Origin of the sequence: Acinetobacter sp. SFD (assembly GCF_001647575.1) — a bacterium.
GTDB lineage: Bacteria > Pseudomonadota > Gammaproteobacteria > Pseudomonadales > Moraxellaceae > Acinetobacter > Acinetobacter pecorum.
Map to the genome: position 1 here is coordinate 278092 of NZ_LSZJ01000011.1, position 21287 is coordinate 299378.

Consider the following 21287-nt stretch of genomic DNA (forward strand, 5'->3'; position numbering starts at 1 on the left):
TTTTTTTAAATACTATAAATGAACTGTTATATACAACAGCTTATTTCATATACGCACCTTCAGATTGACTATGATCCGTTTCATCAACGACATTCATCAATTCAGGAATATGCTGTTTTAGGGTTGTTTCTACGCCTTGTTTCAAGGTGATATCAATCGCTGAACAACCCTGGCAACCACCACCAAATTTAAGTACAGCGGTTAAACCTTTTTCAGGATCTTCTTTGACTTCAACCAGTGCACAGTTACCGCCATGGCCTGCCAGACCCGGGTTAATTTCAGACTGCAAGACATAGGTAATGCGCTCTTCTACTGATGCATCTGGCCCCACGCGTGGCACTTTAGAGTTCGGCGCACGGAAGGTCAACTGACCACCAAAACGGTCTTTGTTGTAGTCAATTACGGCATCAAGTAAATACGGAATAGATGGCGAGTCGATAAAAGCAGGGAAATCAGGATATTCCTGCTTATAATCTGTCGGTACAACTTCATCAGGTGCACTATAGGCCATGCAACATTCAGCGCGAGGAGTACCCGGATGCTCTACAAAAACACGCACACCAATACCCGGGGTGTTCTGTTTATCCAGTAAATCCTTTAAATACTCTTGTGCTGTTGGTGTAATCAATAAGTTGGGAATTTCACCAACAACTGGAGTGCTGCTGTTCTCAGTCGACATAACAATAATTTCCTCAAGCTCAAGTGACCATTTTAACTGAAGATGCGGGGTAATTTTTAAAAATCAACTAAAATTGTCGGATTTATTATAAAAGTACAACTTTAGCTCAATTTTAATGGCATGATAATTAGCAAATAGGCACCATTAGAATCATTTATATGCTTGATTTACCTTTTAATCATACTGTTACCATTATTCTGATCACCTGTATTGTGTCATTTATTGCTTTCTCCAAAGAGACGGTAATGAACCGGTTGATTTTCTGGCCTCCGGCACTGCAACGTGGACAATATGACCGTTTTATTACGCATGGGTTTATTCATGCGGATGGAACCCATCTGCTGTTCAATATGATTACCCTGTTCTTTTTTGGCAGTGTAATTGAAAGCTTTTATCGTCAATATCTGTACGACCTGGGTTTTATCCTGTTCTATCTGGGTGCTCTGGTTGCTGCGATTCTGCCAAGTTACCTGAAGCATAAAAATGATGCACGCTGGGCCAGTCTAGGCGCTTCCGGTGCAGTGTCGGCTGTGTTATTTGCCTATATTCTGTTTGAACCATGGAAACTGATTTTTGTATTCTTCATTCCAGTTCCTGCAATTATTTTTGCTGTGCTGTATGTGGCCTATAGCATCTGGTCAGGCAAAAAAGGCAATAGCAATATTAATCACAGTGCGCACTTATGGGGAGCAGCCTATGGTGTGATCATGACGATTATTCTGGAGCCACGCCTGATTCCGCACTTCCTGAATAAACTGATGCAGATTCCGTTTTAACGCGGATTTTTAAATCCTGAGACAACTGGACTACCTGTAAGTTGGGCCTGAGTTTTTCACTAAAAATCGACAAGAGAGCTGCGGCTCTCTTAGTCAGTTGAAACATCTCGTAATATATTAGAAAGACAGGATGTCACTTAATGCCAATCTTGAAGTGAATTTTGCAGCGATAATGTATACATCTGTATATTAATTACTGTCATTATCGAGATATTTTGCATGTCCACTACACCAGACGGTCTCCAATTTCCTCTTCAGTCTCTACAACAAAAACCCAGTAGCTCAAAAGCAGGGCGCGCAATTATCGCGGCAGCGCTAGCCAATGTCGCCCCTCACAGTTCTGCACAGGCACAATCAGAAAAAAACTGGCGCAAACTCTACACCGTACATTTTAAGCAGCTGGTCGAGCAGGGTCTGAGCTCTCCTGAAGCCAGCCTAAAAATTGCAGAGGATGGATTGGCACAGGCTCATCAGACGTTTGAGTTTTATCGTGACGGTCAAAAGCATTTACTGCAGGAGGTCTTCTCCCTGCCCGCAGGTCAGTTGCATACCTTCAAACTGACAGGTCATAGCAAATCAGCACCAGAATGGTATGTGCCCTACCAGGGGCAAAAGCTGCAAGGTGATGCCTTACTGGAGCAGATTGAACGCTGGGAAACTCAAGGCATCATGGAAACCAGTCATGCCAATGCCCTGCGTGAATGTGCCGTGCATCCGGAATGGTTTGACCTGTCAGATCGAACCACTGTGCTGTTTGGTGCTGCATCTGAAGCAGGACCTCTGACCTGGCTGGCAAAATGGAAAGCCAATATTGTGGCGATTGATTTACCGAATAGCCGGGTTTGGGGCAAGATTATCGATACCGTCAGCCAAGGCAATGCCACCCTGTATGCACCTTGTACTGAAGACCTGCCTGCCGATACTTCACCGAACATTTTGAAAGAAAAACTGGGCGCGAATTTGCTCACCCAGATTCCTGAAATTGCCAAATGGTTATTACAGTTCGAGCAGGATCTGGATCTGGCTGCAATTGCCTATCTGGATGGTGAAAAGCATGTCCGCGTTTCCATGGCGATGGATGCCATCATGCACTATGTTAGCCAGCAAAAAGCCAATACCAGCCTGATGTATATGTGTACACCGACTGATGTATATGCCGTTCCAGCTGAAGTGATCGAAGCCTCAAAAGAAAAATATGCAGAACGCTCCAAGGCACAGACCCTGATTTCTAAAAGTGTTGCGACTTTAAGCCGTAAACACTTTTTCCAGAAAAATAGTCATGAGCTGATTCAGTCTGGCGATCAGGCATATGGCATTTGTGACTGTCTGGTGGTTGAACAAGGCCCAAACTATGCGCTGGCAAAACGTATTCAGCAATGGCGTGCAACCTTGGCGCGTGCTCAAGGTCAACGGGTCAGCATTAATATTGCACCCTCTACGACCACTCATTCTGTTACCAAAAATCCGCTATTAAAAGCCGCATTCAATGGCGCCAGCCTGTTTGATGTGGAAGCTTTCGCACCTGAAACTACCAATGCATTGATGGCAGCATTATGGATTCATGACCTTCGCAATCCGGAATCGGTGGCCAATCCTGAAGTGGAGCTGAACCATCCGCTTGAGTTAATGATGCATGGTGCGAATCATGGTGGTTTGTGGCGAGTCGCTTATCTGGCGCGTACCGCACTGCCTTTTGCTGCGCTGTATGGTTTTGCGACGGAGAAGTTGCCAAAAGGATTATTGAGTAAGTTGAAGAAGTAATTTATTTCCTTCACCTTACCCTTCTCCTAGGGTCGATACTCTTTTTATTTAAAATTCTGCCCCTCTCCCCAACCCTCTTCCAAAGGGAGAGGATTTTAAAAAACTCCATAAAAAAAGCTGCTCTAGAGCAGCTTTTTTTATGTCTAAATAACTTAAAACACTTTTAACAATATCCAATACAAACCACCTGACAGACAGATCGTTGCTGGCAAGGTAAATACCCAGGCAGACAGAATGGTTTTCACCATCTGGAAATTCAGTCCTGACTTGTTTGCCACCATGGTACCGGCTACTGCAGAGTTCAGTACATGGGTAGTGGATACTGGCATACCGAAGCCATCTGCCGCAGCAATGGTTGACATCGCAACAAGCTCGGCAGACATGCCCTGACCATAGGTCATATGTTCTTTACCAATACGCTCACCCACGGTCACAACAATACGCTTCCAGCCCACCATGGTACCTAGACCCAGTGCAAGCGCAACTGCAACTTTCACCCAGGTTGGAATATATTGTAGGAATGAGTCAAGATTATCACGGTATTTATCCACCGTTTTTTCTTGCGCAGCAGACATCGCAGGTAAAGCTTCTGCTTTATCCAGACGTTTAAAAGCGGTTGTGCTCAGGTACATGTCGTTACGGAATTCAGAAACTTGAGCTTCAGGCACATCTTTAATGTTGCTGTAGCTAGCTACTTTCTCACCCAGATGATCGGTCAAACTTGCCAGTGCCGGAATGATTTCAGGGGTAATTTCCTTGGTCTGGATATACTTGGTGATGACAGCACGGGCTTGCTCATCCGGAATATCCTGATGATTTGGATAGATCACATCGGCTGTTTGTGCCGACAACTGGCCAAAAGACTGAATATGCTGGGCATCCAGATTCTTGTTCAACGAGTACGCCAGAGGTACACACCCAATCAGAATCAGCATGATCAGACCCATGCCTTTTTGACCGTCATTTGAACCGTGTGCAAAACTCACACCTGTACAGGTAAAAATCAGCATGGCACGAATCAATGGAGGTGGTGGCTTGTTGCCTTCAGGTGGCTGGAACAGCTCCATCTGACGCTTGAAGATTTTTTTTACCAGCAGGAACAGTACCGCTGCAAATGCAAAGCCGATGAGAGGCGAAAATAATAGCGCCTTACCAACTTTAATCACCTGCTCCATGTCTATACCTGAAGCGCCACTGCCGGCATTCAGAATGTAATTCATGATGCCAACACCCAGAATCGAACCGATCAGGGTATGCGAACTGGATGCAGGAATACCAAGGAACCAGGTTCCAAGGTTCCAGAGAATGGCCGCAATCAGCATGGCAAAGACCATGGCAAAGCCTGCACCAGAGCCGACATTCATAATCAGCTCAACCGGCAATAACGCAATAATACCGTAAGCAACCGCGCCACTGGCCACCATAACCCCAAGGAAATTACAGAAGCCGGCCCACATCACTGCGACGGGAGCTGAGAGTGCATTGGTATAAATAACGGTAGCAACCGCATTGGCTGTATCGTGGAAGCCATTGACGAATTCAAAGCTCAATGCGATGAAAAGTGCAGTTGCTAACAAAATAACTGAATACAGGCTCAAGGCCGGTACATGTGCTAAATCTGAAGACAATTGGAAGCCGATATAAATCAGCGTAGTGATAATAAGAGTCAAGAACACCGGCATAAAAAATTTCGGTGTTGGCACATGAACATTGGTCGACTTTTTCGAAGCCGACTTGTGTGCTGAATCTACGGGAGTTGGATTAGGATTCATGCAAGCAGGAATAGAGGATTCAAGGATCCTCATATTGTTCAGTTAAATTGTGACAATTATATGACAAACTGTTGTCATATGATGCAATTATTTGGATTTTCTTGCTGTCATTCGTCCTGTTTAATTCCGACTAAAAAACTAAATTTTGATTTTATAAATCATTTACTTGAGATAGCATTCCAGCTTGTTTCTGCTCAAAAAGCACACACATTTTGCTACCAAAACCATCAAAGCCCTTTCTGTCAGCAGGCTAAATAAAGTTTCAGTTGCATAGCATAAGGAATGAATATGACATTTTTATGAATAGATGCCTCAGTTCAATTCTGTGTTTCTGCCCCTGCCCCAAACCGGTCAAATCAGAGCCAGGTTCACTATGTTTTGTGGTCCAGATTTCATAATTTCCTGTTTATCTACTGACTTATCAAATTTTCATATCATACTTATCCATCATTCTGAGCAATGTCAGCAGAAATCGGTTCACTAATCTGCTAAGATTACAGCCGTTTTAAAAGACTGCTGAGAACGTTTGAATGTCGACATTAACCACCTTAAAAGAACTTCTTGCCAAAAGAATTTTAATTATCGATGGTGCGATGGGTACCATGATCCAACGCCATAAACTGGAAGAAGCCGATTATCGTGGTGAACGTTTTGCCGATTGGGCCCATGACCTCAAAGGCAACAATGACCTTTTAGTCCTGACCCAACCGCAGATTATCCAAGGCATTCACGAAGCATACCTTGAAGCCGGCGCAGACATTATTGAAACCAATACCTTTAACGGCACCCGCGTTTCAATGTCTGACTATCATATGCAAGATCTGGTTCCAGAAATTAACCGTGAAGCTGCACGTTTAGCGAAAGAAGCCTGTGCCAAATATTCAACGCCGGAAAAACCGCGTTTTGTAGCCGGAGTCATCGGGCCAACATCACGTACAACATCTATTTCACCGAATGTGAATGATCCTGCGTTCCGTAACATCACCTTTGATGCCCTGAAAGTTGATTATATCGAGTCGACCAAAGCCTTAATTGAAGGTGGTGTTGACATCATCCTGATCGAAACTGTATTCGATACGCTCAATGCTAAAGCTGCCATCTTTGCAGTAAAAGAAGTGTTCAAGGAACTGGGTTATGAATTGCCAATCATGATCTCAGGCACGATTACCGATGCCTCAGGTCGCACATTGACAGGTCAAACCGCAGAAGCATTCTGGAACTCAATGCGTCATGCAGAACCGATTTCAATCGGCTTTAACTGTGCACTTGGTGCAGATGCGATGCGTCCACACGTAAAAACCGTGTCTGACGTTGCCGACACCTTCGTTTCTGCACATCCTAACGCAGGCTTGCCAAATGCGTTTGGTGGTTATGATGAAACCCCTGAAGAAACGGCAGCATTCATTAAAGAATTTGCTGAAAGCGGCTTGATCAATATCACCGGTGGTTGCTGTGGTACTACGCCAGATCATATCCGCGCGATTGCGCAGGCGGTTGAAGGTATTGCTCCTCGCCAGATTCCTGAAATTGAGCCTGCATGTCGTTTAAGTGGTTTAGAACCATTTAACATTACCAAAGATTCATTATTCGTGAACGTCGGTGAACGTACTAACGTCACGGGTTCTAAAAAATTCCTTCGTTTAATTAAAGAAGAAAACTTCACAGAAGCGTTGGACGTTGCCCGTCAACAAGTTGAAGCGGGTGCGCAGATCATCGACATCAACATGGATGAAGGCATGCTGGATTCACAAGGTGCGATGGTGCACTTCCTGAATCTGATCGCATCTGAACCTGATATTTCACGTGTGCCAATCATGCTCGATTCTTCTAAATGGGAGATCATTGAAGCAGGTTTGAAATGCGTTCAAGGTAAAGCGGTTGTGAACTCGATTTCCTTAAAAGAAGGTTATGACGAGTTTGTCGAACGTGCCCGCCTTTGCCGTCAGTACGGTGCTGCGGTTATCGTGATGGCATTTGATGAAAATGGTCAGGCCGATACAGCAGAACGAAAAAAAGCAATCTGTAAGCGTTCATACGATGTACTTGTGAACGAAGTGGGCTTCCCTTCTGAAGATATTATCTTTGACCCGAACGTATTTGCAGTGGCAACGGGTATTGAAGAACACAATAACTATGGCGTGGACTTCATTGAAGCAACCGGCTGGATTAAAGAAAATCTGCCAAATGCGATGATTTCAGGCGGTATTTCAAACGTATCATTCTCCTTCCGTGGTAACGAGCCTGTACGTGAAGCGATCCATGCAGTGTTCCTGTATCACGCGATCCAGAAAGGCTTGACCATGGGGATCGTGAATGCCGGCCAGTTGGCGATTTATGATGACATCGACAAAGAGCTTAAAGATGCCGTTGAAGATGTAGTCTTGAACCGCAACCAGGGCGAAAGCGGTCAGGAAGCAACTGAAAAATTATTGACCATTGCAGAAAAATACCGTGGTCAAGGCGGTCAGCAAAAAGCTGAAGAAAACCTTGAATGGCGAGCCGAATCCGTTGAAAAACGTCTTGAGTATGCACTGGTAAAAGGCATCACCACTTACATCGATCAGGATACGGAAGAAGCCCGTTTAAAATCGACGCGTCCACTGGATGTGATTGAAGGTCCACTCATGGCAGGTATGAACGTAGTCGGTGACCTGTTCGGTGCCGGCAAAATGTTCCTGCCACAAGTGGTGAAATCGGCACGTGTGATGAAACAGGCCGTCGCATGGTTAAACCCGTTCATTGAAGCTGAAAAAACCCAGGCTGAAGCCAAAGGTAAAATCCTCTTGGCTACGGTAAAAGGCGATGTACACGATATCGGTAAGAACATCGTGGGCGTGGTATTGGGCTGTAATGGCTATGACATCGTTGACCTTGGCGTGATGGTGCCATGTGAGAAAATTCTACAAACTGCTATTGATGAAAAAGTCGATATCATCGGTTTGTCTGGTCTGATCACGCCGTCATTGGATGAAATGGTCTTTGTAGCTAAAGAAATGCAGCGTAAAGGCTTTAATATTCCACTGATGATTGGTGGTGCAACGACCTCTAAAGCGCACACCGCTGTGAAAATCTCACCGCAGTATCATAATGATGGCGTGTACTACACGGCTGATGCTTCTCGTGCGGTGGGTGTGGCAACGCAATTGCTTTCTGCCGAGATGAAACCAAAACTGGCAGCAGACTATGCTGCGGATTATGAAAAAATCCGTATCCGTCTTGCCAATAAGCAGCCGAAAGCTGCGAAGCTTTCTTATGCTGAGTCAGTTGAAAACGGTTTCAAAATCGACTTTGCCAAGAATGCACCAGTTAAACCAAATTTCATTGGCTCACAAACATTCACCAACTATCCTTTAGAAACCTTGGTGGAATATTTTGACTGGACGCCATTCTTTATTTCTTGGAGTTTGGCGGGTAAATTCCCGAAAATCCTTGAAGATGAAGTGGTGGGTGAAGCTGCACGGGATTTGTATGAACAAGCACAAGCAATGCTGAAAGACATCATCGAGAATAAACGTTTCGATGCCCGTGCGACGTTTAGCATTTACCCTGCGAACCGTGTGGCGGCAGATACGGTTGCAGTTGCTGATGAAAATGGCAATGTGACACATAGCTTCGAGCACCTTCGTCAGCAGTCTGACAAAGTCACCGGTAAAGCGAACTACTCTCTGGCTGACTTTATTGCGCCAAAAGATGTGGCTCAGGATTACTTGGGTGGCTTCACCGTTTCGATCTTTGGTGCGGAAGAACTTTCGCAAGAATACAAAGCCAAAGGCGATGACTATAACGCGATTATGGTTCAAGCCTTGGGTGACCGTTTTGCTGAAGCATTTGCTGAGCATTTGCATCAACGTATTCGTAAAGAGTTCTGGGGCTACCAGGCAGATGAACAGCTTTCAAATGATGAGTTAATTAAAGAGAAGTATGTGGGTATTCGTCCTGCACCGGGCTACCCTGCTTGTCCTGAACATTCTGAAAAAGCGCCATTGTTTGACTGGTTAGGTACGACAGAGAAGATGGGTACTTACCTGACTTCGAGCTTTGCAATGTGGCCACCTTCATCAGTGAGCGGTTTCTATTATGCAAACCCTGAAACTGAATACTTTAATGTGGGTAAAATCTCTGGCGATCAGTTGGAAGATTATGCGAAGCGTAAAGGTTGGACCTTGGATGAAGCGAAACGTTGGTTAGCGCCGAATTTGGATGATTCTGTGGTTTAAAAATCACTGAATCCCCCTAACCCCCTTTGATAAAGGGGGGAGGAATCCATTCGTATCGAATATAAAAAATCCCCTCGAATGAGGGGATTTTTTATTTTGAATCTCCCCTAACCCCTCTTTGAAAAAGAGGGGGATTTCACGGATCAAATTGATTACGTGAAAGCTCCTCCCTTTTTAAAGGGAGGTTGGGAGGGATTTTTGACATTTCACGAACAGCATGCAATGCTTAAACAATATACAAAAATTAACAAAAGAGCATATAAGAATGTCTATTCCGAAAATCAAAAAACTAATAATCAAAAATTTTGGATGTATTGGTAATAACCCTGTTTCTATTGATATTGATAAAATTGTTATATTGGTTGGAGCAAACAATGCAGGTAAAAGTACAATTCTTAAAGCAATCGAAGCTGTAACAGACTGTCTAGAATTGGAAGAAAGTGATTTTCATAATAATCAAGTTGATCCTGAAAATTTTCCTGAAATTGAAGTACATTCAATAGCAACAATTGATACCAAGCCTGGCGATGAATGGTGTCAGTCAATATCAACCGACACTTATCTAGTTAAAGAAAAATGGACATGGAAAGCTACTAAAAAACCGCCTGAAAGAGTAGGTTTCAATGTTAATGAAGGAAGATTTGCTATAGGTTCTGATGCAGAAAAAATGCCATGGGGTATAAACAATGTCGCCAAGTCCAAACGTCCTAAGCCACATCGTGTAAGTACCTTTGATGAACCTGAAATTCAAGCTAGAGCTATAAAATCTCTTCTTAAAAGCTTACTCGACACTGCTATCAAGTCTTTTAAAACTAATGCTGAAGATAATGAAACTGATTATGAGAAAATCATTAATTCTCTAGTTAGCCTAAAAGATTCTACAAAATCTCAGCAACAAAATGATATAGCATCCTTAGAAACAGAAGCAAATGCAATTATTGGTAAAATATTTCCATACCACGAATTAAAAATAACAACTGCAGATTCTGAAATACCAGACTCAATTTCAATTTTAGGTGACGAATTCGATGTACAAATGGGCTCAATTAGTGGTGAAAAATTTCCATTAGAGAAGCAAGGTAGTGGTAGTCGCCGAACGGCTCTTTGGACTATTTTAAAATTACTTGCGGATAAGGGAATTAAAGCCAAAAAAGGCAACAAAGCTCAACACGAAGAATTAGGTGCAAATACATCACATATTCTATTACTCGATGAACCCGAGGTAAGTCTACATCCACTGGCTATAGCAAATGCTCGTGATGTACTTTATGAGTTACCAGATAGCGATAATTGGCAAATAATGATCGCCACTCACTCTCCTAATTTTATTGATTTAACTAAAGACAATACCACTGTTATGCGAGTCGAAAAAAGCTCGTGTAATGAAATCGAAACTACAACATTATTTTCACCTGAGCAAACTCAATTAGACGCTATTGACAAAGAAAATTTAAAACTGATCAATTTATTTGATTCACATATTTCACATGCTTTTTTCGGTGGAAAAATTTTAATTGTTGAGGGCGATACTGAGTACGCTGCATTTAACTATATTCGTGATAATGAAAGTAAGAATGGAAATCAAGTTTATGATGATTTAAATATTATTAGAGCTAGAGGAAAAGTAACTGTTGCCTCAATGATGAAAGTATTAAATCATTTTAAAAACACTTACTATGTCTTGCACGATTCAGATACTCCTACCTGTAAAAGTCGTCGACTAAACAAGGAACAATCCACTCTTAAAAATAAAGTTTATGAGATTATAGAAATAACAAATCCTGCCTGGACTAATAATATTAAGATTAGTGATCAAATGGGAGATAATTGTAAGGTGATAAGTTCTATTATTAATTTTGAGCATGCTTATTTCTCAGAAATTATAAGCACAAATAAGCCTGAACACTGTATATCAAAGATCAAATCAGCTCCTGAAAAATATGATCTAATCAAACAACTTTTAGATGCTTTACTTGATCTCAATGAAGCTGTTCTTCCTGAAGGAGCCGTGCATTGGAGTGATATTTCGGAGCTGGAAGCTTTAATTCCTGAAGTAACCTTACTAGAAGAAGCTGAACCTGCATAAATCCCTCCTAACCTCCCTTTAGAAAAGGGAGGAACAGCACGAATCCAAAACCGCGATTAAATTCGTGGCAAGTCCCCCTTTGCAAAAGGGGGAGTTAGGGGGGATTCTTGTTGAATAAATTGATAAATCACTTCCACTACATCATCAATCCGCCCCATCACCTGACTATTATCAAATCTAAGCACCTTTAAACCAAGTTGAGCCAATGTTTCATCGCGAATCCGATCTGCATCTAAGCCTTCATCTATAAAGTGCTGACTGCCATCACACTCAATCACCAAATTAGCTGCAGGACAGTATAAATCCACGATGTAATTCAAAATCGGCTTTTGCCGATAAAATTGCAAAGCTAAAATTTGCTTGTTCCGCAGCCGTGACCATAACAGCTTTTCAGCATCGGTCATGTTATTGCGTAAATCCCGTGAAGCTTGTTTTAAATTTTTATTGTAGGGTTTCATTATTATTCTCTTTTTTTTTGGAATCTCCCCTAACTCTGAGCCATATGGCGCAAGGGGAAAGAGGGGAATTTCACGTATCAAATATATTACGTGACAACTCCTCCCTTTTTAAAGGGAGGTTGGGAGGGATTAAATTTAAACTTCTTTGCTACAGCATCCCAACCCCACCCGTTTTTACATATTTTAGTCAGACAAACCCGCTACAATTCCGCATACTTAACAAAAATTTACCTCTCCCATTTAACCCATTGGTGCAACAATGAAAAAACTCATCAACAACCCTGAAAACCTGGTTGTCGAAATGTGCAAAGGCTTTGTACTTGCCCATCCAGAACTGCAATTTACCGAATCGCACAAAATAATTTCACGAAAAGAAAAACATAATAACGTGGCACTGATCAGTGGCGGTGGTTCTGGTCATGAGCCTGCACATGCAGGCTTTGTCGGTACAGGCATGTTAGACGCGGCTGTATGCGGTGACGTTTTTGCATCGCCATCTCAAATTCAGGTATATAAAGCCCTACAGCATGTCGCAACAGACGAAGGCGTGTTGATGATCATCAAAAACTATTCTGGTGATATGATGAATTTCCAGAATGGCGCAGCATTGGCTGCGGAAGATGGCATTAAAGTCGATTATGTCAAAGTGGCGGATGATATTGCCGTTAAAGACAGCCTTTATACCGTGGGTCGTCGTGGTGTTGCTGGTACCATCTTCGTGCACAAAATTGCAGGTGCAGCAGCCACTAAAGGTTTAGAGCTTGCGAAAGTCAAAGCTGTGGCTCAAAAAGCAGCAGATAACGTGATTAGTCTTGGTTTCGCCTATACCTCATGTACCGTTCCTGCCAAAGGCACACCCACCTTCACCTTGGCGAATGATGAAATGGAATACGGCGTCGGCATCCACGGCGAACCGGGTATCCGCCGTGAAAAAATTCTACCATCCAAAGAACTGGCACAACGAATTATCGATGACCTATTTCTGGACCGCCCTGATCTGACTGAAGTTGCTGTTCTAGTCAACGGCTTTGGTTCAACACCAATGCAAGAGCTGTATGTCTTTAATAACGATGTGTGCGAACATCTGGCGCGCAAAGGCATCAAGATTTACCGTACTTTTGTTGGTAACTACATGACCAGTATCGACATGAATGGTGCATCGGTGTCTCTTCTGGCAGTCGATGATGAGCTAAAAAGCTACTTAGATGCGGAAGCCAACACGCCTGCTCTTAAAATGGATGGCTCAGCAGCACAGCCTTTAATCTTCTCAACAAAAAATGCCGCAGCAGAAGATGTAATAAATACGGAAGTCGAAACTCAGCCAGAACATGCTGAAATTCAAAATGAACAGTTCACGATAGAAAATATGCGTTATGTCGTTGACGTAATGGCTGCCTGTATTATCAAAAACGAAGTGCCATTCTGCGAGCTGGATGCCCATGCAGGCGATGGTGACTTTGGCATGAGTGTAGCTAAAGGTTTCAAACAACTGAAACGCGAATGGCAAAGCCTGATTCAAGCGCAGCACATGGATGATTTTTTGCTGAACAGTTCAATGATTATCATGGAGCACTGTGGCGGTGCGTCGGGTCCAATCTGGGGTTCAGCGTTTCGTGCAGCGAGTAAAGCCATTCAAGGCAAAACCACATTAACTGTGGCAGATTTTGCCGAGATGCTTCAAGCTGCGGTAAGAGGTATTCAAATCACAGGTGAACGCTCATTTGGTCGTGGCGCGGTAGTGGGTGACAAAACCCTGATTGATGCTTTGGTTCCTTGTGCAGATTCATGGGCTGCGAATACCGATAAAACATTTAAGGAAAACTTTGTGTTGGGTGCAGCGGCTGCGGTAAAAGGTGCGGAATCGACCAAAGATATCGTGGCACGTATGGGACGTGCCGGAACTGTGGGTGACCGTAGCTTGGGCTATCCGGATGCCGGGGCATATGGTTTAGGTGTTATCTTTAGCGATATTGCAGAGCATATTAAGTAAATAACACCCAATAAAAAGCCTCGAATTCTCGGGGCTTTTTAATTTCCTGGCGTGGATGATAAACCTTGCTTTCAATCAAGGCGAGCAGGATAAACCTTGCTTTCAAACAAGATGATAGAAAAATATTTATTGAAACTTTTCTAGATACTTGTCCAGTTTTTCTCTGACCACCACCCTTTTATTGCCCTTCATCTGTGCTTCACTCAAAATTCCTTCCGAGTCAACCACCACGACTGGATGGCCATCCTTCTTCAAACGGGCCACGCCTTCAAATAACATCCGGGCACCGACATTATGAATTAAGGTCAAATTGGTCAGATCTAGTACAATCCGTTTTTTGCCTTCCGGTTCATCTTGCAATATACGTAGCAGCATTTCCGATTCGGTAAACTGTAATACGCCACGCAGTTCGTACACCACCACATGGTCCCTCTTACCAGTGAGATAACGGCTTTGCAAAATGGTTTGTGCCGAGGGCGTTCCTTCCATCAAATGCAGTCCCATTTCCCGGGACATACGTTCAAAAATTTCGACGCCGCGCGCACTATGTCCATGCTCATCAATGCGCGGAGAAAATACAGCTATACCCACCTGTCCCGGCAACACGCCGATAATACCGCCTGCGACCCCACTTTTAGCCGGAATACCCACCGTGGTCAGCCAGTCACCGGCAGCATCATACATCCCGCAAGTGAGCATCACACTCAGGACTTGCCGCACCACAGAACGGTCCAGCAATTTTTTACCGGTTTGTGGCTGAATCCCGCCATTGGCAAGTACCGCGGTGATCATCGCCAGGTCTTTGACCGTCACCTTAATTGAACACTGTTTGATATAACCATTTACAATCGCTTCTGGATCTTCTTCCAGTACCCCCACTGTACGTAGCATATAACCCAAGGATCTGTTACGAAATGCTGTTTTCAGTTCAGAGGTATATACTTCGGTATCAAAACTCAGCTCACGCCCCGCCAGACCACTTAAAAAACGGCGTAACTGTTCCGCACGGGATACTGTTCGTTTATAGGGAATCAGGGAATGGGTGGTAATTGCACCCGAATTGATCATCGGATTTTTCGGAATATTGGAATCCTTCTCCAGTGAAATCTGGTTAAAGGCCTCGCCCGAAGGCTCCACGCCTACTTTTTCCATGACCTTGGTCAAGCCGACTTTCTGCAAAGCCAGAGCATAGGCAAAGGGCTTGGACATGGACTGCATGGTAAACTCAACCTCGTCATCACCGGTTGAATAGATCGTGCCATCTACGGTCGAGAGTGCCAAAGCAAACTTATCCGGGTCTACTGCTGCCAGCTCAGGAATATAATCTGCCAGGGCACCTTTATCATTGTCACGGCAGGAAGTTAAAACATGCTTGAGGTAGTCTGGCACCGGTGTTTTCATCAAATGAGCTTATTCCAATTCACTATTATTTTTAATTAACATACCGGCTTTTGGCTTAAGTACCAGAGTGAAAAGGTAATTTTCTGCATATCCATGTTATCGGCTGCTTTCCCTGTACGTGCAATCCCTCCAGAAATGAATTGCATTTTTAAGTATTGTTATTTTTATTGAGGTTTTAAGAGACATAAAAAAGGGCGCTCCTGCCCTTTTTTACTCTGGATGATTTATTTTACTTTGGTTTTACGGATCATCTTGTACAGAACTTTTGGTGAAATACGTGAAACCAGTACGCCCAGTTTTTCTTTCTTGCCGCCAATCACGATATATTCTTCGCCGTTCTGCAAAGCCTGTACAGTCTGAGCCGCAAAATCTTCTGCGGACAGACCATTTTCAATCGCTTCATCTGGATGTCCTTGCGGTTTTCCTTCACCGTTTAAGGCGTTCAGGGATACATTGGTTTTGACAAAGCCCGGGAAAACCACCGAAACCTGCACGCCCTGCGCAGCGACTTCCGCACGCAAGCTGTTGGCCCACATGTGAATTGCAGCTTTTGCCGCCGAATAGGATGCACGATACTGGGTACCAAGCAAACCTGCCACACTGGAAATAAAGATAATACGTCCGGATTTTTGTTCCAGAAAAGTGGGCAGTACGGTTTTAGTCAAAAATACCTGTGAGAAATAATCCACTTCCATAATGGCACGTTCAGTCTGCATGGTGGTGTCCTGAATCAGGGCACGCTGGCTGAGTCCGGCATTGTTAATCAGCCAGTCAATCCGGCCTTTTTGCTGCAAAACCTGATCATAGGCATGACGAACCTGGCTTTCATCCGTGATATCAGCCGTGATAGAAATATGCTGTTCAGGATTGTTTAAAAGCTGACGTACCTTTTCCAGCTCTTCATGCCGGCGTGCAGTCAATACCACCTGTGCGCCCAGTGCAGCACATTGTTGTGCAATCGCCTTGCCAATCCCTGAAGATGCTCCGGTAATCCAGACCACTTTTCCCTTTAAGTCTTCAACTTTCGCCATGAAATCCTGTTTCCCTTGTTTTAATGGATGCGCTGAGGCATTTCGTCTTCCAGAAATGCCAGTAAATGTTCAAAATAATAACTCATGGTATCAGCATCATAGATGTGACTGAGTTTATCAAAACGTTTATAGCCTAACTGGGTGGTTAAATGAATCACCCCATTCAAGGTTTTATCGACGACCACATTAAATTTCAACATTTTTTTCGGTTCACGGATTAAGTATGTCACGCCCTGATCAATGACCTGGGTAAAGGCTTTTAAGGCCGGTGTTACATACTGGTGATTACCATTTTTCATCTGGTCTACACAGCCGAGCAGCTCCATCACCAGCATCTTTTCCACCGGATAACGGACAAAAGCATCACCGGCCTGCTCATACGTCATTTGATGCAGGTAATTCACCATCGGCATGAGCCGTTCATTGTCAAATAAGGAGACCGACCAGGGCATATATTTACGGGTGGTATGAATGATCTGCTGAATCACTTTTTCAGACTCACTGTTCGGCGAATTGGCAAGTTGTACAATCTCACCAAAAATCTGGTCAATAATTTCACAGGCCATATCGGCCAGATTTTCACCTAAGGGTCTGGCCAGACTATTTTGTTCGCCGGCATTTAATCTGGAATGGATCTCTTTAAAGCGCTGATGGGTTTCGGGCCGAAGCTTGAGGGAAATGTTATAGCTCATCTTATTATCCTTTTTTTGATATGTTGCGATGAGTCGCGTTTTTTATGGTTCTATCATACGTTGAGTTGCTATACATGCCAATTGGCTAAAGTTTGCGTTTGGTTAAGCTGCCGCATGTACTATTTTTTTTGCTACAATAGATGCAATTTTTCATTCACTTTTGATCTGTTTAGACTATGACTGACTCAGCGCAAAATATCGCGACAACCTACGATCCGACCGAGATCGAGAAAAAATGGTACCAAACCTGGGAAGAGCGCGGTTACTTCAAGCCGTCTCAAAAAGGCGAATCTTTCTGTATCATGATTCCGCCGCCAAACGTCACTGGCAGCCTGCACATGGGTCATGGTTTCAACAATGCCATCATGGATGCGCTGACCCGTTATAACCGTATGTCTGGTAAAAATACGCTTTGGCAGCCAGGTACGGACCATGCCGGTATCGCAACGCAAATGGTAGTTGAGCGTCAGTTGGGTGCTGAAGGTATCAGCCGTCATGACTTGGGTCGTGAAAAATTCATCGAAAAAGTCTGGGAATGGAAGGAACAGTCTGGCGGTAACATTACCCGTCAAATCCGTCGTTTAGGTTCTTCTGTAGACTGGTCACGTGAACGCTTCACGATGGATGACGGCTTATCAAATGCGGTAAAAGAAGTATTTGTCAAACTGCATGAAGAAGGCCTGATCTACCGCGGCAAGCGTCTGGTGAACTGGGATCCAAAATTACAAACTGCCCTTTCTGATCTGGAAGTAGAGTCAGATAAAGAAGAACAAAGTTCGTTATGGCACTTCAAGTATTTCTTTGAAGACAAGTCAGTGCGTACACACGATGGTAAAGATTATATCGTTGTAGCAACAACACGCCCTGAAACATTGTTAGGCGATACTGCAGTTGCGGTTGCCCTTGATGATGAGCGTTATACGGATCTGGTGGGTAAAAACATCATCCTGCCAATTACTGGTCGTGCGGTTCCAATCGTTAAAGATGAATACGTCGATAAAGAATTCGGTACCGGTTGTGTAAAAATCACGCCTGCGCATGACTTTAATGACTATGAAGTGGGTAAACGCTGTGGCCTGCCACTGATCAATATCTTCAACAAAAATGCTGAAGTACTGGCTGAGTTTGAATACATCGCGAAAGCGGGTGAACAGATTTCTAAAACCATTCCTGCGCCTGCAGATTACATTGGTTTAGAACGCTTTGAAGCACGTAAGAAGATCGTTGAACAGGCTGAAGCTGAAGGCTGGTTAGACCAGATTCAACCTTATACATTAAAACCACCTCGCGGTGACCGTTCAGGTGTGATTGTTGAACCATTACTGACTGACCAATGGTATGTAAAAATTGCACCGCTTGCGAAGCCTGCCATTGAAGCGGTTCAGGATGGCCGTATCAAGTTCGTGCCTGAGCAGTACAGCAACATGTACATGGCATGGATGAACAATATCCAGGACTGGTGTATCTCGCGTCAATTATGGTGGGGTCACCGTATTCCAGCCTGGTATGATGCAGAAGGCAATGTTTACGTAGGTCGTAACGAGGCAGAAGTTCGTACGAAAAACAATATTCCTGCCGATGTTCAGCTTAACCAAGATGAAGACGTACTGGATACCTGGTTCTCTTCAGGTCTCTGGACATTCTCGACTTTAGGCTGGACTGGCGACGAAGCAAAAGACAAAGCAAACTACTTCTTGAATACCTTCCACCCGACAGATGTACTGGTGACAGGTTTTGACATCATCTTCTTCTGGGTTGCCCGCATGATCATGCTGACCATGCACTTCATGAAAAATGAAGATGGTACGCCTCAAGTTCCGTTCAAGACTGTGTATGTTCACGGTCTGGTACGTGATGGCGAAGGTCAGAAGATGTCTAAATCTAAGGGTAACGTACTTGACCCATTAGACCTGATTGACGGTGTGGATCTTGAAACATTAGTACAAAAACGTACTACAGGACTCATGAACCCGAAACAGGCAGCGAAGATTGAAAAATCGACCCGTAAAGAATTCCCTGAAGGGATTCAGTCTTACGGTACTGACGCAGTTCGTTTCACCTTCTGTGCACTTGCCAACACCGGTCGTGACATCAAGTTCGACATGAAGCGTGTTGAAGGTTACCGTAACTTTGCCAACAAGATCTGGAACGCAACGCGTTTCGTGATGATGAATGTCGAAGGTCAAACCATTGGTTCAGAAGCACGTCAAGACCTTTGGGAATTGCCTGAACAATGGATCGTAAGCCGTCTGCAAAAAGCGGAACAAGCGGTGCAAACCGCATTTGCAACCTACCGTTTAGATCTGGCTGCTCAAGCGATTTACGAGTTCATCTGGAATGAATACTGTGACTGGTATGTTGAGTTAACCAAACCAGTTCTAAACGATGAAAATGTATCTGAAGAGCGTAAAGCTGAAGTACGTCGTGTTCTTCTTTCGGTGATGGAAGCATCTTTACGTCTTGCGCATCCGTTAATGCCATACTTGACTGAAGAAATCTGGCAAACACTTGCGCCGAAACTCGGTATCACTGGCGAAACTATTATGTTGGCGCCGTACCCTGTTGCTGAGCAAGCATTGATTAATGATCAGGCTGAAGCAGATATGCAATGGCTGCAAGGTTTGATTGGTGCGGTGCGTAACATCCGTGGTGAAATGGGGCTAGGGAATGCGCGCTTATTGCCTGTTCTGCTACAAAATACCACTGATGCTGAAAAAGCACAGATTGCACGTATTGAACCGTTGTTCAAAGCATTGGCGAAAGTTGAAAGCATTACCTTCTTGGCTGATGGCGAACAACCACCATTGTCTTCATCATCTGTCGTTGGTCACGTATCGGTATACGTTCCAATGAAGGGCTTAATTGACCCTAAAGCGGAATTGGGTCGTCTACAAAAAGACTTGGACAAGGTTCAAAAGCAACATGACCAGATTGCGACCAAACTTTCTAACGAAGGTTTTGTGGCAAAAGCTCCTGCTGCTGTGGTTGAAGGCGAGAAAGTGAAGCTTGCTGAGTTTGCTGACCAGTTAGCGAAGATTAAAGCGAATATGGAACAGATTGCGGCGCTTTAATGTGTTGTTAGTTTGATCTAATTTGTGTATAAAGGGCTGATTATTCAGCCCTTTTTTTATTTGGTAAATCCTCTCATATCAACAAGATAAGGTGGAAATAAAATACCTACCCTTTTGGTTTCCTCATTAAAGCCTAATCTAGATGTTTCTAAAAGATGTTCTATTTGCTCTTTAATTTTCTCATTTAATTTACTTAAAATATAATTTATAAAATTTTTCACAACTTCATATTCGCCATAAATTGATTGAATATTCATAGTCCGAATAGATACACCTATACTTTTTTCCCAAAAATCTTCATATTGATCAAAAATAGGCATTTGTTTATCAAAATATACATTTCCAAATGCCTGCTTATTGATATTTACATTACCATGAAGCAGATCATTTCTTTCATTCATCAAAGTATGAAACTTTTTACACTCCTCTGTTGTATAATCAACATTAGATGAAAATCCATTACAATTTAAATGCAATGATTGAACTCTGATATCTATAGGCTGTCTAAGAGTAGTTTGATAGAGTCTGTCATTTGATTTAATTTCAGGCTTAGCTAATATAAATAATAAGAAATTTACAAAAGATTCTGCCATAACAGGCAACATAGCTCTTAAACCGAAAACTTGCCCAACTGCAAAATCTTATTTTTGAAGTGTTTGTGTCCATCTTTCTTGAACTTCCTCAAACTCCAATTGATTTTGAGTGATCTTTAAATCTATACGATCTTGCTCTAAGTTTAAATTCAGCTCATTTAACTTTATAAAACTTTGTTCAATCGTAGACTTAATACGATAATACGGATTAATAAATTCAGTCCATTTTTCCAATGACTTTTTAGTTATGGATATACCTTGTCCATAATTTTTAAAATCTGCTTTGATTTGGCTAATGAAATCGAACTTATTTAGTCCTGACTCGATAACTTCACCACTAACATGTATTTCTGTTCTGAAATTATGTCCTTGAATATGAACTAGTCCTTTAGGGGAATCTAACATCCAATCCCAATGAATTAAATTATCTGAATGATCATTTTTTAATATTGTTAAAATTCCATTGGGATCACCATATTTTGCTGATAAATAGCAAAATAAATCAATTGGTTTGATCTCATTTGTGATTTCCCAAATTTCTCCTTTTTTTGAACTATCATTTAATTTTCTTTTATCTAATAATTCTAAAATGTCTAAAGGATTAAATTCTTGTAATTCCAAGAAAAAATTTTCCATTTAATTATCCCAATAACATAACTCCTTGTGATAATACATTTTTCTATTATTTTTCAAAATGCTAGACCATCACTTAAAGATAATTTTTTCATAGTTGAAACCCTCACCCCAGCCCTCTCCCATA

At 43.0% G+C, this 21287-nt stretch carries 14 protein-coding genes; 6 read left to right on the forward strand and 8 right to left on the reverse strand.

Features of this window, described 5'->3' with window-relative positions; genetic code table 11:
- Positions 1-40 precede the first annotated feature (40 nt).
- On the reverse strand, positions 41-679 hold the full coding sequence (gene nfuA / locus AY605_RS06780; protein WP_044111637.1) for a Fe-S biogenesis protein NfuA: 639 nt from the start codon (positions 677-679) through the stop codon (positions 41-43).
- A gap of 158 nt (positions 680-837) precedes the next feature.
- Between nfuA and AY605_RS06785 the strand changes: the two genes are divergently transcribed.
- Together AY605_RS06785 and AY605_RS06790 are read left to right on the forward strand one after the other, a co-directional pair.
- Positions 838-1455 (forward strand): rhomboid family intramembrane serine protease, encoded by a 618-nt coding sequence (locus AY605_RS06785; protein WP_064095679.1) that lies wholly within the window; start codon positions 838-840, stop codon positions 1453-1455.
- Between the two features lie 219 nt (positions 1456-1674).
- A complete protein-coding gene (locus tag AY605_RS06790) occupies positions 1675-3216 on the forward strand; it encodes a hypothetical protein (RefSeq protein ID WP_064095680.1) in 1542 nt (513 codons plus the stop codon).
- A 152-nt stretch (positions 3217-3368) separates the two neighbouring features.
- On the opposite strand, the gene AY605_RS06795 is transcribed toward AY605_RS06790, so the two are convergent.
- Complete coding sequence (locus AY605_RS06795; RefSeq protein ID WP_064095681.1) at positions 3369-4988, reverse strand: inorganic phosphate transporter; 1620 nt, start codon at positions 4986-4988, stop codon at positions 3369-3371.
- Between the two features lie 530 nt (positions 4989-5518).
- On the opposite strand from AY605_RS06795, the gene metH reads away from it, so the two are divergent.
- Together metH and AY605_RS06805 are read left to right on the forward strand one after the other, a co-directional pair.
- On the forward strand, positions 5519-9205 hold the full coding sequence (gene metH, locus AY605_RS06800; protein ID WP_064095682.1) for a methionine synthase: 3687 nt from the start codon (positions 5519-5521) through the stop codon (positions 9203-9205).
- Between the two features lie 265 nt (positions 9206-9470).
- The gene (locus AY605_RS06805) at positions 9471-11291 is read left to right on the forward strand and encodes an ATP-dependent nuclease (protein WP_064095812.1); all 1821 of its coding nucleotides are present in this window, start codon (positions 9471-9473) and stop codon (positions 11289-11291) included.
- 56 nt (positions 11292-11347) lie between these two features.
- On the opposite strand, the gene AY605_RS06810 is transcribed toward AY605_RS06805, so the two are convergent.
- Complete coding sequence (locus tag AY605_RS06810; protein ID WP_064095683.1) at positions 11348-11749, reverse strand: endonuclease domain-containing protein; 402 nt, start codon at positions 11747-11749, stop codon at positions 11348-11350.
- 259 nt (positions 11750-12008) lie between these two features.
- On the opposite strand from AY605_RS06810, the gene dhaK reads away from it, so the two are divergent.
- A complete protein-coding gene (gene dhaK / locus AY605_RS06815; RefSeq protein ID WP_064095684.1) occupies positions 12009-13739 on the forward strand; it encodes a dihydroxyacetone kinase subunit DhaK in 1731 nt (576 codons plus the stop codon).
- A 126-nt stretch (positions 13740-13865) separates the two neighbouring features.
- Here the strand turns inward: dhaK and AY605_RS06820 are convergent, their stop codons facing one another.
- From AY605_RS06820 to AY605_RS06830, 3 genes are all read right to left on the reverse strand, one after another.
- Positions 13866-15140, reverse strand: coding sequence for a glutaminase (locus AY605_RS06820; RefSeq protein WP_064095685.1), 1275 nt, complete (start codon positions 15138-15140; stop codon positions 13866-13868).
- Between the two features lie 224 nt (positions 15141-15364).
- Positions 15365-16171: an SDR family oxidoreductase gene (locus AY605_RS06825; protein ID WP_064095686.1), complete on the reverse strand. Its 807-nt coding sequence runs from the start codon at positions 16169-16171 to the stop codon at positions 15365-15367.
- A 20-nt stretch (positions 16172-16191) separates the two neighbouring features.
- The gene (locus AY605_RS06830; protein ID WP_064095687.1) at positions 16192-16863 is read right to left on the reverse strand and encodes a hypothetical protein; all 672 of its coding nucleotides are present in this window, start codon (positions 16861-16863) and stop codon (positions 16192-16194) included.
- A 176-nt stretch (positions 16864-17039) separates the two neighbouring features.
- Between AY605_RS06830 and AY605_RS06835 the strand changes: the two genes are divergently transcribed.
- Positions 17040-19934 carry a valine--tRNA ligase gene (locus tag AY605_RS06835; RefSeq protein WP_064095688.1) on the forward strand — a complete coding sequence of 965 codons (2895 nt, stop codon included), beginning with the start codon at positions 17040-17042 and terminating at the stop codon, positions 19932-19934.
- Positions 19935-19990: 56 nt separating this feature from the next.
- On the opposite strand, the gene AY605_RS15220 is transcribed toward AY605_RS06835, so the two are convergent.
- Both AY605_RS15220 and AY605_RS15225 read right to left on the reverse strand, forming a co-directional pair.
- Positions 19991-20539 (reverse strand): hypothetical protein, encoded by a 549-nt coding sequence (locus AY605_RS15220; protein ID WP_225215794.1) that lies wholly within the window; start codon positions 20537-20539, stop codon positions 19991-19993.
- 36 nt (positions 20540-20575) lie between these two features.
- A complete protein-coding gene (locus AY605_RS15225) occupies positions 20576-21163 on the reverse strand; it encodes a hypothetical protein (protein ID WP_225215795.1) in 588 nt (195 codons plus the stop codon).
- Positions 21164-21287 lie beyond the last annotated feature (124 nt).

Coding starts and splice junctions, on each gene's coding strand:
- nfuA (WP_044111637.1), bottom strand. CDS start 679: ATGTCGACTGAGAACAGCAGCACTCCAGTTGTTGGTGAAATTCCCAAC.
- AY605_RS06785 (WP_064095679.1), top strand. CDS start 838: ATGCTTGATTTACCTTTTAATCATACTGTTACCATTATTCTGATCACC.
- AY605_RS06790 (WP_064095680.1), top strand. CDS start 1,675: ATGTCCACTACACCAGACGGTCTCCAATTTCCTCTTCAGTCTCTACAA.
- AY605_RS06795 (WP_064095681.1), bottom strand. CDS start 4,988: ATGAATCCTAATCCAACTCCCGTAGATTCAGCACACAAGTCGGCTTCG.
- metH (WP_064095682.1), top strand. CDS start 5,519: ATGTCGACATTAACCACCTTAAAAGAACTTCTTGCCAAAAGAATTTTA.
- AY605_RS06805 (WP_064095812.1), top strand. CDS start 9,471: ATGTCTATTCCGAAAATCAAAAAACTAATAATCAAAAATTTTGGATGT.
- AY605_RS06810 (WP_064095683.1), bottom strand. CDS start 11,749: ATGAAACCCTACAATAAAAATTTAAAACAAGCTTCACGGGATTTACGC.
- dhaK (WP_064095684.1), top strand. CDS start 12,009: ATGAAAAAACTCATCAACAACCCTGAAAACCTGGTTGTCGAAATGTGC.
- AY605_RS06820 (WP_064095685.1), bottom strand. CDS start 15,140: ATGAAAACACCGGTGCCAGACTACCTCAAGCATGTTTTAACTTCCTGC.
- AY605_RS06825 (WP_064095686.1), bottom strand. CDS start 16,171: ATGGCGAAAGTTGAAGACTTAAAGGGAAAAGTGGTCTGGATTACCGGA.
- AY605_RS06830 (WP_064095687.1), bottom strand. CDS start 16,863: ATGAGCTATAACATTTCCCTCAAGCTTCGGCCCGAAACCCATCAGCGC.
- AY605_RS06835 (WP_064095688.1), top strand. CDS start 17,040: ATGACTGACTCAGCGCAAAATATCGCGACAACCTACGATCCGACCGAG.
- AY605_RS15220 (WP_225215794.1), bottom strand. CDS start 20,539: ATGTTGCCTGTTATGGCAGAATCTTTTGTAAATTTCTTATTATTTATA.
- AY605_RS15225 (WP_225215795.1), bottom strand. CDS start 21,163: ATGGAAAATTTTTTCTTGGAATTACAAGAATTTAATCCTTTAGACATT.